Raw genomic sequence first — 13903 nt, 5'->3', positions numbered from 1 at the left:
GATTTATCGATTGCAAGGGAGGAACCGGCCGCGCTAGCGTAGCGCGACCGGCTGGCTGGCAAGGGCGGGACTATTCCGCCGCCACGGGCAGGGATCGCGCATCGGCCTCGACTTCGCCGTTCGGATCGACAGCAATCCGAACCGGCGCCGGGAGCCAACCCGAACCCTTGATCTTCCGTTCTGCGATAAGCACAGCCTCGGCTTTCTTGGATGCCGAAGAGATCGCAAGGACGGCTTCCGGTCCCTTCGCTTCCAGAACAGCCTGCTCGATCCCGCGACGATTGACGTGGTTGAAATAGCTGTCGGCGGTCGTCTCGAACCAGTTCGTCATATCGACCTTGAGGGCACGGCCAAGCTGGTTTGCCTGCTCGATACCGTTCCGCCGGTCGGTGAATTTTACCTGCACCGCGTTGACGGCATGGGCGGCAGCGTAAGCCAACAGCGACAGAAGCTCCTCGCGGCTCTGCCCAAGGCACCAGTCGAATAGATCGGCGGGATTGCCGGGAATTTTGTGCCCGTAGTTCTCCTGCATGCTCTCGAAGGCCACGCATGCCGCGCAATCTTCCGGCTGCTTGATCCATTTGCCCATGCGCTCATGAGTGAGCGACACCTGCAGTGCACTCTGCTCGGACGCGTAGCCGCCGTAGCTGATGCGCAGCAGCATGGCGTGAACCACGGCGGCCAAGGCCACATCGGGATTGTTCGCCAGTTCCACACGCAAGGCGGCGGTCTTCTTCGCGGTCAGAACCTCGATCAAGGATTGGGAGGGCGTGAACGTCGGAATGCTCTCGCCTGCTTCGACGGCTCCAGTATTGGCATCGTCCGTTGCGTTATCGCTGTCGTCGTCCTGTGCTTCCCCAGCTTCATTGCCGTCCCTGACGATGCCAAGCGCGGTTTCCGGTTTGCCATAGCGGTTGATGAACACCACAACGCCGCTGCGCGCCATGTCGTCGGACCGATAAATCTCCTTCTTTGCGGAGATTTCGTCCAGACGTTTGTCGATGTCAGCGATACGCTGATCTGCGCTCTCGTCTGCAGCATCGTTGTCGATCAGTTCGACGAGATCGTCGTGTTCATCAACAAGCGCGTCATATTCGGCCTGATCCTCGGCAGAAAGCTCCACGTCTTCCGGGTAGATGCGTGGTCTGTCGAAAATCCAGTCCGGACGTTCGAAGGCAGTCTCCACCCATTTCCAACCCTGCTCGCGATAAGGCGCTGCAACCTCTTCCAAACGGTCCGAGACGAGCCTGTCGAGCAAGGCAACATCAAGGGTGTAACCGCCGCCCTGCTCATCGAAGAGATCGCGGCGCACCGCTCCGCCCGCCTGTTCATAGGCATCCAGCCCGCCGATCAGCAGGACGCGCCTGTCGGTGCTCGCAACTTCGCCAGTTACCAGATTGGACTTGATCCGGTACGCCTGCCGATCCCATTGAGGCAGGTTTTCCCAGACCTGTTCCTGCCGTTCATGGTCGTCGGAAACTGTGAAGGCGGAAAGCTGCTCAAAGGTCATCTTTCCCTCACGGTGAAGTTCAAGCAGCTTGGGGGATACCTTGGCCAGTGCCAGACGGCGGCGCACGATGATTTCGCTCACGCTGAAATGGGCGGCAATATCGGCGATGGACTTGCCCTCCGCCGCCATGACCGAGAACGCCTCGAACTGGTCGACCGGGTGCATGTCCTCGCGAAAGATGTTTTCCGAAAGGCTGATTTCGGTCGCCTGCGAGCCATCGCGGACCTTGCATTCGACCGGGTGGTCCTTTGCGATCTTCCCCTGCTCCATCAGCATCAGCAGCGCCCGCCGGCGGCGTTCGCCGGCCGTCACAAAATAACGCCCGCGCTTGCCGCCGGCCCGCACGACGAGGTTTTGCAGAACCCCTTCTGCATCAATGTTGGCGGCAAGCTCGGCCAGTTTCGCAGAGCTGTATGTCTTGCGGACGTTCTTGGGGTCGGCGTCCAGCTTGTTCAGTTCAATGATGATAGTCGTCGTCATGGCTTCGATCTCCTGAGTTCGCGTTGCTTCGGGTTGTTTAGAACCCGCTGTGGCGAAGCCTTCTTCCTTTGGTCCGAAGGACGTGCTCACACGTCCTCGGGACGAAGGGAGGGGGCGGAAGCCCGCTCCCGGTAGGGCGAAGATCCGGTCATGGGTCGGACGGGGGAAAAAATCGGAAGGTTCGGCGCGAAGCGGTGAAAGCCTATTTTTTCGACGGCCGACAGCGCCCTCGGGCGCGCTTGCCCATTGGCCTGATCTTCGCCCTATCGTAAGAGCGGCAATGTGATGGAAGAGAAGCGCCTCCGCCTCGAAGCGGATGCTCCCTGCAGATGTGAGCACGCCGGCGTGCTCCCGATCTCTCGCGCAGTCCAGCCTGGGAACCGGGTGTGAGCGGCTGCATAGGTTCTCTTAGGCAGCACTGACTGGCTGACTTGCAGAGTGTCAGAAACTTGCATATATTTCTGACAGGAGAAAAGCCAATGCAACGACTGACATCTCAAATTCTTAGCTATGCCGAGCAATTGCCGGAGGGTACGGCTCTGTCCGCAAAAAGCCTGCTGCATCTCGGAAACCGGGCTGCGGTAGACCAGGCTCTGTCGCGGCTGCATGAGCGGGGAGAACTGGTCAGGGCCGGGCGTGGTATCTACATGAAGGCCATCAAAAGCCGGTTCGGGAGCAGGCCGCCCACTGTCGAGCAGGCTGTCGAGGCAGTCGCACACCAGCGGGGCGAGGTCATCGTTTCGAATGGAGCGGCGGCGGCCAACGCCCTTGGGCTCACGACGCAGGTTCCGGTTCGCTCCATCTATTTGACCTCTGGCCGCAGCCGGACAATGAGTGTCGGAAGCCAAAAGGTTGAGTTCAAGCACGTCCCTCGCTGGCAGTTGTCGCTCGCCGGCCGGCCGGCCGGCGTCGCCGTGCGCGCGCTTGCCTGGCTGGGGCCGGAGAAAGCAGAAGAGGCTCTTTCGAGCATCAAGCGGAAACTGCCGCCCGAGGCGTTCAACGAGCTTGTCGCTGCAGCACCTCAGTTTCCGACTTGGCTCGCACGAAGTGTCGGAAAAGCAGTCCATGGCTGATCAGTTCTTCGAATTATCGATCGACGACAGGCGTGAGGTTCTCGCCATTGCATCAGACCGATCGAGGCGCCCCACCTCACCTACGATATTCGCGCGCTTGCCCCTGATCTTGTTGGGGACAACGAAGAAGCACTCCCGAAAACCCGTAGCGAGGAAAAGCGCTGGTCGAGCGAGGTGCGACGACGACTACCGATCTGGGTAACCGACACGGTTGCACTGATCATCGGCGTTGAACTTGAGAAGCAATCGCTGCCCGCAGAGATTCGGATCGATGGCGACAGGCTTTACATCGACTATCAGGCCATCAGTTCAGGATCTGGTTATGTCGCGCCCAGCGTCATGTTGGAGTTCGGAGCCCGTTCAACTGGAGAGCCAGCCAGCCTTCGAGATATCGCCTTTGACGCGGCCGGTCTCGTTGAGGGGGTCGAGTTCCCGACGGCTAGCCCGAAAGTGATGCATGCCGAACGGACTTTCTGGGAAAAGGCAACTGCGATCCATGTCTTTTGCCTGCAAGAGCGGCTGCGGGGCGATCGCTTTTCGCGTCATTGGCATGACATTGTACGCCTCGACGACATTGGCCTGGCAGACAGCGCAATCTCCGACCGCGAACTCGCAAACGCGGTCGCGAAGCATAAGTCGATGTTTTTCGCGGAGAAAGCCGCCGACCGATCGCCGATTGACTACGAGACAGCGGTAAACGGCAAGCTGCTGCTAACGCCGGCCGGTGAAGGACAGAAAGCCCTCAGGGAGGACTACGCCAGGATGGTGGACGACGGTCTTCTTTTCGATGACGCCGAAACGTTTGACGAGTTGCTCGAGCGATGTGCTGCCATCTGCAAAAAGGCAAACGCCGCAGCCTAGCAAATACTCGAGGAATTTTCGAATGGCAGAGCGGGGGTCGTTTGCGAGAGGGGGCGCAATCCTACGATAGCGATAGCCGTATGCGGAACGTTGATTGCGACATGGATTTTGAAACAGAAACTCCCTCGCCTGAATGGTATTTCCACCTGTATCACAAACCACCGTTTGCGATAAACTGATAGAGATTTCTAGCATTTGCATAAACGTACGATTCTATCCCGTCCCGCAAGTGACCAAAAATTTTGAGGGTTTGATGACTGATAAAGGAAGTGCAATCCAACGTCTAAACCCGCCGGAACTGGGGTCACCACCGGGTTATTCGCAGGTAGTGGATGTCAAGGCGAGCCGGCTAATCTTCATCGCAGGTCAGACTGCACTCGACCGAGACGGCGCATTGGTTGGCAAAGACGACTTCACCGCCCAAGCCGATCAAGTTTTTCACAACCTGAGTGAGGCCCTCAAGGCTGTCGGCTGCGATGCAAGCCACCTTGTGAAAATGACAGTCTTTCTCCGAGACGTAGGTGATCTCGGCGCATATCGCGAGAGCCGCAACCGGTTCTTCACCACGGTAACGCCTCCAGCAGCGCCTGCTGTCACTTTGGTTGAAGTTTCAAAGCTCTATGGGGCAGACTTTTTGATCGAGATCGAAGGCATCGCCGCCGTCGCCTGATCTGCTGGCCATGTTTTTCCGTTTAGATCGAAACACGTAAATCTCTCACCAGCGAATATCATCTGCCAACGCCCTAGCGTAGGATTCCCTCCCGCAAACGCCCCCGAGTGCGCCATGTCGAGAGAAGAGTTCTTCGCATTGGTATGGTGGACAGACCGCCATGCAGCGCTGGCGAACCTCATGTTGATCGCGCGCCTCATCGCGGTAGACGATAGACCTCGGCATTGTCCTGCCGCTCCCGGAGGCCCTTGTACGAAGCGTGACGCAGTTTGCCGTCATCGGTCCAGGCGCGATACTCGATCTCGGCGATCAGTGTTGGCTGAGCCCAGACGACGCCGCGCTGTTTCAGCGCGATCGGGGCCTGTGATGCCTTGAGTTTGTCCAGATTTCTGCGCAGCCTCGTGGCATCGCGCTCATTGAAGCCCGTTCCGACGTTGCCGACGTAGATGAGATCATGACCTCTATAGGCAGCGAGAAACAAATTGCGGATGCCACCGTGCGCAACAGCGAAAGGCTCATAGCCGACGATGAAAAAGCTGTCGCTCAGGACGCATTTCACCTTGATCCAGTCACCGGTACGACCGGAGCGATAAGGCTGCTCACGGTTCTTGGCGATGATGCCCTCCAGACCATAGGCACATGCGGCAGCGAGAAGTTCCTCACCATCGGCTTCGACCGCCTCGGAGAGTTTTATGACGCCGGCATGATCGGGGAGAAGCCCGTCTAGGATCTGCCGGCGCTCGGCGAGATCCAGCTTCATAAGGTCGTGTCCATCGAAATAAAGCAGATCGAAAGCATAGAAGATCGCCTCATCCGCCCGGCGATGCCCGCCCCTTCCCCCAAGGGCACGCTGAAGAGCGCCGAAGCTCGACTTGCCATCGTCGTCCAAGACCACTGCTTCTCCGTCGAGAATCATCGTCGTGGCGAAGTCGGCGGCCTCCTTGGCGATTGTCGGAAAGCGATCGGTCCAATCGTGCCCTCCACGCGTGAGTATGCGCACGCGCCCGGGTTCAACATGGACCGCGAGCCGATAACCATCCCACTTTATCTCATAGAGCCACTGCGGCCCTTTCGGAACTTCCGACTTCAGAAGCGCTAGCGCCGGCTGGATCCGCTCCGGCATTGGATCGAGCGGCAATTGCGGTTGGTCTGGATCACGAGCTTTGCGCGCCCGGCTTCGCAGCGGCATTTCCGAGGCGGTGAGAAGGGGTTTGGATGACTTACGCGGGGACTTCGTCATGGAAAACAGTGCAACAGAGAAAGCTTGGCGAGTCGAGTCTTTCCTCACTCTGGCAACTCAGCCACTGCGGCTGGTAAGCCGGAATCGCAGGCGTTCCTCTCCAGCTCCCAACGGAATGGATGGGCTCTTGACTCAATCCAAAATGAGAACATAATAAGAACATACTGACAGAAGCGATCGCCGGTCGCGCAGTTCCATATCGACAACTCAGCAGTTCGAACCCCCGTGATTTCAGGGGTGCAGGAGACGTATTGCCTCATGATAGCCGCAGCCACTCAAACAGATGAACCGCAATTCGATCAGGTCGCATCGGCGCTCGACCTATTCGATGGCGACGCCCGCGCCACGATCGGCGCTCTGCTCGCCGAGCTGCAGTTCGTCCGCAAACAACTGGCCCTCTGCGAGGCTGGAATGAGCGTCGGCTTTACCCGCGGCTGGGTTCCAAGTTTCGAAAGCGAAGGAGGAAGCAATGTTTGAATATTCGAGAGATCCACGACCGAGAGACGGCGTTCTCACCATAAGCCAGGACGAAGCGCAGGCGCTTTATGATTTCGTCGGCTATTTGGGCCGGCATGCCTTCGATACGTTCGGAGACGATCGGCCCGGCTTCCGTGGCAAGTCGCCAGACATGCTTCGCCATCTCGACCGAATGCGCGATCTGCTGGCAAACGTCATGGACTACCCGACCTTGGACGAAGAACTTTGCTGGGATGAGCCGAAGCCGCTCGCGACGGACGAGGTTCATGGCTTGCTGCTGACGGAGATCGGCAATCGGCCCGGCATACGGTTTCTCGAGATCGCGGTTTACTGGAATGACGACCACAGATGCTTCGGGACGCTTCAGCTTGCCGTCGATGACGAGGCCGGCGAAACCTGCGGTCTGTTCGAGGTCGAGGATCTTGCCGGCGAGCAGGTCAGTTGCGGTCCCGGCTGGTCCCAATCCGGCGCCGATCTCGACGAGACGATCCGCATGTTCATCAATGCCTTTCCCATGCAGCAACTGGAAGCGCGCAACGAAGATTGCATCAACGAAATGCTCGCCGCGAAAGTCGCCTGACTGTTAGCCATAGATGACGCAGGTACATCCGAAATCCATCTGGAAGATACGACGTGGTGCGGTGACCGACGCTTGGAACTGAACAATTCGCATCTTTGAGCATTGATCCTTGGTAATCCAAAAAGGAGAAATTGCCATGGATTGGAATCGCGTCGAAGGCAACTGGAAGCAGGTTAAGGGCAAGGTCAAGGAGCAGTGGGGTAAGCTTACCGACGACGACCTTGATCAAATCGCCGGCAAGCGAGATCAGCTCGAAGGTAAGATCCAGGAGCGCTACGGCCTTGCAAGGGACCGCGCCAAATCCGACGTGGACGATTGGTATGGCCGTCAGACCTGGTAAGAAGTTGAACGGGCCGGCCTAGCCGGTCCTTTCGCGAGGATCGCGACTTAGCTCAAAGGCCATCTCGTGATCACTGAAAATTCCGACTTCTCACCTTCAACCTATCAATAAGCCGATCCGGCTCATAAATCTCCCGCACCTTCATCACAGCCCTCTCCCGAGAGTCTGGACTGCCAGGCGTCCCATGGGCAAACTCATCGCCACGACCGGTCGGTAGCCTGAAGGCCTCATCGCGATCGGCAAGGCCGGAAAGATTGGATGTGAGATCGAAGAGCTGCTGAGCAACGAGATGCACGACGTCCCCTTCCCGCTGGATGCGGCCATTGATCGCCATCATCGAGGATCCGAGCACGACGCGCCGGCGGCGCTCGAACAGGCTGGGCCAGACGACGACATTGGCCGGCCCGGTCTCATCCTCGACGGTCAGGAACATGACGCCCTTGGCCGAGCCAGGCTTCTGGCGCACGAGCACGAGACCTGCCGTCATCAGCCAACGGCCGTCACGAGATGACATCGCCTCCTCGCAGGTGACGATGTTGCGGGCGGTGAGATCCTTGCGCAGGAAGGCGAGCGGATGTTGGCGAAGGGTCAGGCCGGTATGACTGTAGTCCTGGATGACGTTGTGGCCTTCGGTCATCTGGCGAAGGCGAACTTGCGGTTCCTGCTGCTCGGCGATCGTCTTCTGCTCGCGTTCGGCTGCCGCGGCGAAGAGCGGCAAGGGCTCGTCACGGAGCGCCTTGATCGCCCAGAGCGCATCGCGGCGCTGCAAATCGAGGGAGGGCAGAAACGCATCCGCCTCGGCAAGCTCGACCAGGGATGCGGCCGGCACGCCGGATCGCCGCCAGAGATCATCGACGCTATCGAATGGCTGGTCGGCCCGCGCGGCAATGATGCGAGCGGCATCGATCTCAGCCAAACCATAGACCATGCGCATGCCAAGGCGAACGGCATGCCGGTCGCTGCCTTCGACCGGCTCCAACGTACAGTCCCAGCGCGAGCGATTGATGCAGACGGGCCGCACCTCGACGCCATGCTTGCGGGCATCGCCGACGATCTGGGCTGGGGCGTAAAAGCCCATCGGCTGGGAGTTCAGGAGTGCCGCACAGAAGGCATCGGGATAGTGGCATTTCACGTAAGCTGATGCATAGGCGATCAGGGCGAAGCTGGCGGCATGGCTTTCGGGAAAGCCATAGGAGCCAAAACCTTCGAGCTGCGAGAAGGTCTTTTCGGCGAAGTCCGGCGTATAGCCGTTGCGGACCATGCCGGAGACGAGCTTGGCCTTGAACTTCGAGACACCACCGGTGAACTTGAAGGTCGCCATCGACTTGCGCAGCTGATCGGCCTCACCGCCCGTAAAGCCGGCGCAGACCATCGCCACCTTCATGGCGCTCTCCTGAAAGAGCGGCACGCCGAGCGTCTTGCCGAGCACGGCCTCAAGCTCCGGGGTCGGATAGTCCACAGCCTCCTTGCCCTCGCGCCGGCGCAGATAGGGATGGACCATGTCGCCCTGGATCGGGCCGGGGCGGACGATCGCAACCTGGATGACGAGGTCATAGAAGGTGCGCGGCTTCATGCGCGGGAGCATGGACATCTGGGCGCGGCTTTCGATCTGGAAGGTGCCGAGCGTATCGGCCTTGCGGATCATCGCATAGGTCGCGGGATCCTCCTGCTCGATGCCGGCAAGATCGATCGGCCTGCCCTTATGCTCTTCGATCAGCCGGAAGGCTTTGCTCATGCAGGTCAGCATGCCGAGCGCCAAGACGTCGACCTTCATGAACTTCAATGCCTCGACATCGTCCTTGTCCCATTCGATCACCTGCCGGTCGGCCATGGATGCCGGCTCGATCGGCACGAGATCGTCGAGGCGGTCGTGGGTGAGCACGAAGCCGCCGGGATGCTGGCCGAGATGGCGCGGCGCGCCCATCAGCTGCTGCGCCAGCTTCAAGGTCAGAGCAAGCCTGCGATCCCCAGGATTGAGGTTGAGCTCGCGCAAGCCGCGATCGGTTACCAGTTCCTCAGACCACGACCACATGCCCGACGACAGCGACTTGATCACGTCCTCTGGCAGGCCGAGCGCCTTGCCGACATCGCGGATCGCCCCCTTGGCACGGTAGCGCGTCACCGTCGCGCAGAGGGCCGCCTTGTCATGGCCGTAGGTCTTATAGATCCATTGGATCACCTCCTCGCGCCGCTCGTGCTCGAAGTCGACATCGATATCAGGCGGCTCGTCGCGCTCCTGGCTGACGAAACGCTCGAAGAGCAGGTTGTTGGTCTCGGGGTCGATGGAGGTAATGCCAAGAATATAGCAGACGGCGGAATTGGCGGCGGACCCCCGTCCCTGGCATAAGATGCCCTGGCTGCGGGCATAGCGGACGATCGAAAACACCGTCAGGAAATAGGGGGCGTAGTTCATGGTGCGGATGAGGTCGAGCTCGTGCCGGATCACCTTCAGCACCGATGGCGGCAAGCCCTCGGGATAGCGGTTCGGAATGCATTCCCACACATAATGCTCGAGCGATTCCTGCGCGTTCTTGCCGGGAACGATCGCTTCCTCCGGATATTGGTAGGTCAGCTCCTCCAGCGAGAACTTGCAGCGCTCGACGATCTCCAGCGTACGGGCGAATGCTTCGGGATAACGCGGAAAGAGACGCGCCATTTCTTCCGGAGGTTTGAGATAGCGGTCGGCATGCCGCTCGCGTTCGAAGCCGATATCGTCGATCGTGGTGTTGTTGCGAATGCAGGTGACGATATCCTGCAGCTGCCGGCGCGACGGCTCGTGGAAGAGAACGTCATTGGTGAGGACCGTCTTCACCTTGAAGCGGGCGGCAAGATTGGAGAGCTCGTGCAGCCGCAGCTGGTCGTTCGGCCGCCGGCGCAGGCAGAGCGACAGATAGGCACGATCGCAAAAAATCTCCGCCATTTTCCGGAGCTGAAGAGCACAAGTCTCGTCGGCAAGATCCGGCACCAGGATGCCGATCAGGCCCTCGGCATAAAGAGCGACGTCGTCGAGATGCAGGATACAGTTCGCCTTGCCGCCACGGCTCTTGCCGAGCGTGAGCAGCCGGGTCAGGCGGGAATAGGCGGCACGATCCGTAGGATAGACGAGGATCGACATGCCGTCGGCAAGATCGAGACGGCAGCCGACGACAAGGCGAAGCCCGGTTGCGCGCGAGGCTTCGAGCGCCCGGACGATACCAGCCAGCGAATTGCGGTCGACGATCCCGAGCGCGCTGATGCCGAGTTCCTTGGCCGTCGCGAACAGCTCATCGGCTGATGACGCGCCGCGCAGGAAGGAAAAATGGGTGGTAACCTGCAGCTCGGCGTAGCTCATGCGAAGATCCCGTGGCAGAACCAGCGATGCGAGCCGGTGGCGGCATAAACGCCGTCACCACTGCGATAGATCCACAAGCGCTCGCCGCTCTCGTCCTCGATCACGAAATAATCCCGGACCGCATCGAATTCGGAATTTTTGGTCCACCATTCCCCGAAGATGCGCTCCGGCCCATCGGCGCGTTTGATCCGCCGGCGCTTGCCGCGCCAGGTGACGGAGACGGGCGGATGATCCGGCAGAAGTGCGATGACGTCGATGGGTTCCGGCCGCGCCATGAGCCGCACCGGACGCGGCCAGTGATGCACCCAGCTTTCCGTGACGTCCGGGGCCGCGGCGGCAATCCGCCGGACGCTGCGTTCGGGGACATCGGAGGCGACTGGCGCGATGCGATAAACGCGCTGTCCGCGATTGCCGAAGGTATCGATCAAAGGCGTGATGTCCTGATCTTTCCCGTCGACCAGCGACGATCGCTGCTCCTCACCAAGCGGTTCGGTCATGACGGCAACGAGCGTCAGCTTCTCGATGCCAAAGCCGGGCTCGATCTTTTCCGTTCGATCGCGAAACAGTTTGGTGAGCCAGGCGACATCGCGGGCCGGCTTGGCGGTGCCGGCGCGGATCGCCTGCCTGCTGCCGTCGACCTTTTCGACGATCAGGTCGGTCCGACGAACACCAAGCCCCTTGCGCTGGAGTTCGGCGACCAGCCGGACGATGAGCCGGCCGACATATTTGTCGATCGTCTCGGCAGCACCAATCGGTTCGGCGAATGCCCTGACGACCTCGATCCAGTCCGGCGCCCGGATCGGATCGATCGGCTCGGATTTTTGACCGAACATCTGGTCGAGACGCCGGCCGATCTCGGGACCGAAGCGCAACGCCAATGGCGCCCGCGGCGTTGCAGACAACTCGCCGATGGTTTTGAAACCGAGTGTACGAAGACTGGCGACGATCTCCGCCGATAGCCGCAACCGCGAGATCGGCAGCCGCTCGACGGCACGGGCGGTCTCTCCCGGCGGAATGATGACGACCTCGCGACGAGTGGCGCGAGCACAGGCATGGGCCGCACCCCAGGTGTCGGTGATCGCCGCATGGACGGTCAGCCCCCTCGCCCGGAAACGGTTGACGATCCCGGTGAGCATTGGAAGCTCGCCGCCCTGCAGATGATCGGCTCCTTCCGTATCCATGACGATGCCATCCGTGCCGTCGACGGCGACGATCGGGGAATATTGCGTCAAAGCCCAGAGAGCGATCCGTTCGAGTGCCTCGGCATCGGCTGAGGGATCGGCATCGACGAACTGCAGACCGTGGACTATGGCCTGCGCCTTGGCGGCCGGCATGCCCACGCGAATGCCCGCTTCCCTGGCCTTTGTATCGGCCGCTTCAATCCAGCGCTTGGAGCCGCTCCTGGCGATCAGGACCAGCGGCCTGTCAGGCGATAATTCTGCTTTTTGGTCCATCCGCCTGACCCGCTCGATCGGCAGGTCCGGCAGATAGATGGATACGACCCGTGGCATCGCACGCTCCCACGATAAACTCAGCGCACTCACCCGCCTTCACTCTCATCAGCTCCAGCAGCCATCGCGGCCGCCCGACACCTGGAACCGGCAAGTCCTCCGATGGCAGGACGCTCACCCGCCACCGCGTCGTCGACGCCGTCGGCTGCCCGAAATCCGAGGCCTCGACCTGTCGGCGCCAGCGCCGGACCACCAGACCCATGGTTCCGGTCTGTTCCGCCGCCAGCTGCAGACGGCGGGAGGAAACCATCGGCAGCCGGACGATCTCGCCGATAACGGCGCCAAGGCGGCCAAAGGCTAGCGCCTCTTCCATCGAGGCGAGAACGTCCTCTTCGCGGTCAGCCTCGACGAAGATGACCCGATCGGAATGCAGACCAGCCTGCGCCAATGCCGGAAAGAACAGGTCCGGCCGTGTCAGGCACCAGACGATCCTGCCCCTGGTCCGTGCCGCAATGCCGGCGGCAAAGAGCGCAGCCGCTGCCCCATCGACGACCCCTGCTCCGCCGCTCGCGAACTCGTGCACGGCGCCATAGGCAAGTCCTCCACCCGGCAACGCGGCGTCGATCTCGGGCACGCCAAAGGCCAGGCAGCCGCTCTTCCTGCCTGCGCTGCCTTCCAGCAACGCGATGCGGTCTTTCAGATCGGAGATCACCCTGTTACGGGCAGCAGTCATCATTCACGGGTCCTTGCAAGGCCATGTTGGTGTCGACGTGATGTCGGTCAAGTGTATATGTTCACTAAATGTTCCATCTCGATTTGCAAGTCAAGCAACCCAAAATAGGAATATTATCCCTCTATTTTAGTGGACTTTAAGATTCGCATTGGGAATCATGGACATGACTTCGGCGGGGCACGGACGAAGCTTTGGAAAAAGTTTCGAAGCCGATCCGCCGGCAGCCACCGATTGGCACTCCGGCGCTTCATCGGCTACCATGTTGGCTTGCTTCAAGGGGAGATGGAGCGTCTATGTGCAATCTTTACCGCATGGAAGACAAGGACTGGGTGAACAAGTGGGCTCAGGATGCCGAGAGCCTGATCAACCTCATGCCCGCCTATCAGATGAACCCGGATCAGATGGGGCCGATCGTCCGCAACACCGCTGATGGAGGCAAGCAGCTCGTCCATGCCCGCTGGGGTCTTCCCTCCCCGCGGTTTGCGCTGGAGAAAGCGGCCAAAGCCAGGGCGGAGAAGCTTGCGGCCAAGGGCAAACCCTTCGATCTTGAAGAACTGATCCGCATGGAGCCCGACCGCGGCACAACCAATGTCCGCAATCTCAAGCTTCCGCACTGGCGGCGCTGGTTCGGTGTCGAGAACCGCTGTCTCGTTCCCGTCACCAGCTTTGCCGAACCGGATCCGGCAAGCCAGGAGGCAGGCGGCAATGTGCCGAACGCCTGGTTCGCGCGCGATGGCAGCAAGCCGCTGATGTTCTTTGCCGGCATCCATGTGCCGCAATGGACCTCGGTCCGCAAGGTCAAGGACGGGTTCACGACCGACGATCTCTACGGGTTTCTGACCACCGATCCGAACAATCTCGTCAAACCCATTCATGGCAAGGCTATGCCGGTGCTCTTGCTGACAAAGGAAGAGACCGATGCCTGGATGAGAGCGCCTTGGGATGAGGCCAAGGATCTTGCACGGCCATTGCCGGATGATGCGTTGATCGTCACGGCGCGCGAACCCTATGGGTCGACCATCGTCACCAACGAAGGTGAGCTGGTCAGCCAGCCGCAGCTATTCTAATTCGCTCGGCAAGTGCATCTGGCATTACGGATGGCCTGCCGCATGATTCCACGAAGACATCGCTCGTTACCACGAGCTATCCCTCGCGCC

11 protein-coding genes and 1 pseudogene are annotated in these 13903 nt (G+C 60.3%); 7 read left to right on the top strand and 5 right to left on the bottom strand.

From position 1 onward, the window contains the following. Positions 1-70: 70 nt before the first annotated feature. Entirely contained in the window at positions 71-2080 is a 2010-nt protein-coding gene (locus FHX10_RS33180; protein ID WP_312862942.1) for a ParB/RepB/Spo0J family partition protein, read from the bottom strand. Between the two features lie 389 nt (positions 2081-2469). Here FHX10_RS33180 and FHX10_RS33175 point away from each other — a divergent pair, with 389 nt between their 5' ends. The 3 genes and pseudogenes from FHX10_RS33175 to FHX10_RS33165 all read left to right on the top strand — a co-directional run bounded on the left by FHX10_RS33175 (position 2470) and on the right by FHX10_RS33165 (position 4594). Beyond that, a complete protein-coding gene (locus FHX10_RS33175) occupies positions 2470-3063 on the top strand; it encodes a DUF6088 family protein (protein ID WP_112411173.1) in 594 nt (197 codons plus the stop codon). Continuing rightward, positions 3056-3924: pseudogene (locus FHX10_RS33170) on the top strand (nucleotidyl transferase AbiEii/AbiGii toxin family protein). Before FHX10_RS33175 ends, FHX10_RS33170 begins: the two are co-directional and overlap by 8 nt. Before the next feature lie 253 nt (positions 3925-4177). Further along, complete coding sequence (locus tag FHX10_RS33165) at positions 4178-4594, top strand: RidA family protein (RefSeq protein WP_162701041.1); 417 nt, start codon at positions 4178-4180, stop codon at positions 4592-4594. A 196-nt stretch (positions 4595-4790) separates the two neighbouring features. Here FHX10_RS33165 and ligD read toward each other — a convergent pair whose 3' ends face one another. Then, entirely contained in the window at positions 4791-5834 is a 1044-nt protein-coding gene (gene ligD / locus FHX10_RS33160) for a non-homologous end-joining DNA ligase (protein WP_113231923.1), read from the bottom strand. A gap of 258 nt (positions 5835-6092) precedes the next feature. On the opposite strand from ligD, the gene FHX10_RS33155 reads away from it, so the two are divergent. The 3 genes from FHX10_RS33155 to FHX10_RS33145 all read left to right on the top strand — a co-directional run bounded on the left by FHX10_RS33155 (position 6093) and on the right by FHX10_RS33145 (position 7231). Further along, entirely contained in the window at positions 6093-6311 is a 219-nt protein-coding gene (locus FHX10_RS33155) for a hypothetical protein (protein ID WP_112411176.1), read from the top strand. After that, positions 6304-6891, top strand: coding sequence for a hypothetical protein (locus tag FHX10_RS33150; RefSeq protein ID WP_113231924.1), 588 nt, complete (start codon positions 6304-6306; stop codon positions 6889-6891). Before FHX10_RS33155 ends, FHX10_RS33150 begins: the two co-directional genes overlap by 8 nt. Positions 6892-7027: 136 nt before the next feature. Next, complete coding sequence (locus tag FHX10_RS33145) at positions 7028-7231, top strand: CsbD family protein (protein WP_112411178.1); 204 nt, start codon at positions 7028-7030, stop codon at positions 7229-7231. Between the two features lie 70 nt (positions 7232-7301). Here FHX10_RS33145 and FHX10_RS33140 read toward each other — a convergent pair whose 3' ends face one another. The 3 genes from FHX10_RS33140 to FHX10_RS33130 are packed head-to-tail and all read right to left on the bottom strand — an operon-like array spanning position 7302 to position 12746. Next, on the bottom strand, positions 7302-10562 hold the full coding sequence (locus FHX10_RS33140; protein ID WP_113231925.1) for an error-prone DNA polymerase: 3261 nt from the start codon (positions 10560-10562) through the stop codon (positions 7302-7304). Beyond that, entirely contained in the window at positions 10559-12073 is a 1515-nt protein-coding gene (locus tag FHX10_RS33135) for a Y-family DNA polymerase (protein WP_184390735.1), read from the bottom strand. The genes FHX10_RS33140 and FHX10_RS33135 overlap by 4 nt, the downstream gene beginning before the upstream one ends. Next, a complete protein-coding gene (locus FHX10_RS33130) occupies positions 11988-12746 on the bottom strand; it encodes an ImuA family protein (RefSeq protein WP_113231988.1) in 759 nt (252 codons plus the stop codon). The genes FHX10_RS33135 and FHX10_RS33130 overlap by 86 nt, the downstream gene beginning before the upstream one ends. A 293-nt stretch (positions 12747-13039) precedes the next feature. Here FHX10_RS33130 and FHX10_RS33125 point away from each other — a divergent pair, with 293 nt between their 5' ends. Next, on the top strand, positions 13040-13813 hold the full coding sequence (locus FHX10_RS33125) for an SOS response-associated peptidase (protein WP_113231927.1): 774 nt from the start codon (positions 13040-13042) through the stop codon (positions 13811-13813). Positions 13814-13903 lie beyond the last annotated feature (90 nt).

Origin of the sequence: Rhizobium sp. BK591 (assembly GCF_014195045.1) — a bacterium.
Classification (GTDB): domain Bacteria; phylum Pseudomonadota; class Alphaproteobacteria; order Rhizobiales; family Rhizobiaceae; genus Rhizobium; species Rhizobium anhuiense.
This window is presented reverse-complemented; position numbering and strand designations above follow the sequence as displayed.

Coding starts and splice junctions, on each gene's coding strand:
- FHX10_RS33165 (WP_162701041.1), top strand. CDS start 4,178: ATGACTGATAAAGGAAGTGCAATCCAACGTCTAAACCCGCCGGAACTG.
- FHX10_RS33135 (WP_184390735.1), bottom strand. CDS start 12,073: ATGCCACGGGTCGTATCCATCTATCTGCCGGACCTGCCGATCGAGCGG.
- FHX10_RS33125 (WP_113231927.1), top strand. CDS start 13,040: ATGTGCAATCTTTACCGCATGGAAGACAAGGACTGGGTGAACAAGTGG.
- FHX10_RS33130 (WP_113231988.1), bottom strand. CDS start 12,746: ATGACTGCTGCCCGTAACAGGGTGATCTCCGATCTGAAAGACCGCATC.
- FHX10_RS33175 (WP_112411173.1), top strand. CDS start 2,470: ATGCAACGACTGACATCTCAAATTCTTAGCTATGCCGAGCAATTGCCG.
- FHX10_RS33155 (WP_112411176.1), top strand. CDS start 6,093: ATGATAGCCGCAGCCACTCAAACAGATGAACCGCAATTCGATCAGGTC.
- ligD (WP_113231923.1), bottom strand. CDS start 5,834: ATGACGAAGTCCCCGCGTAAGTCATCCAAACCCCTTCTCACCGCCTCG.
- FHX10_RS33140 (WP_113231925.1), bottom strand. CDS start 10,562: ATGAGCTACGCCGAGCTGCAGGTTACCACCCATTTTTCCTTCCTGCGC.
- FHX10_RS33145 (WP_112411178.1), top strand. CDS start 7,028: ATGGATTGGAATCGCGTCGAAGGCAACTGGAAGCAGGTTAAGGGCAAG.
- FHX10_RS33150 (WP_113231924.1), top strand. CDS start 6,304: ATGTTTGAATATTCGAGAGATCCACGACCGAGAGACGGCGTTCTCACC.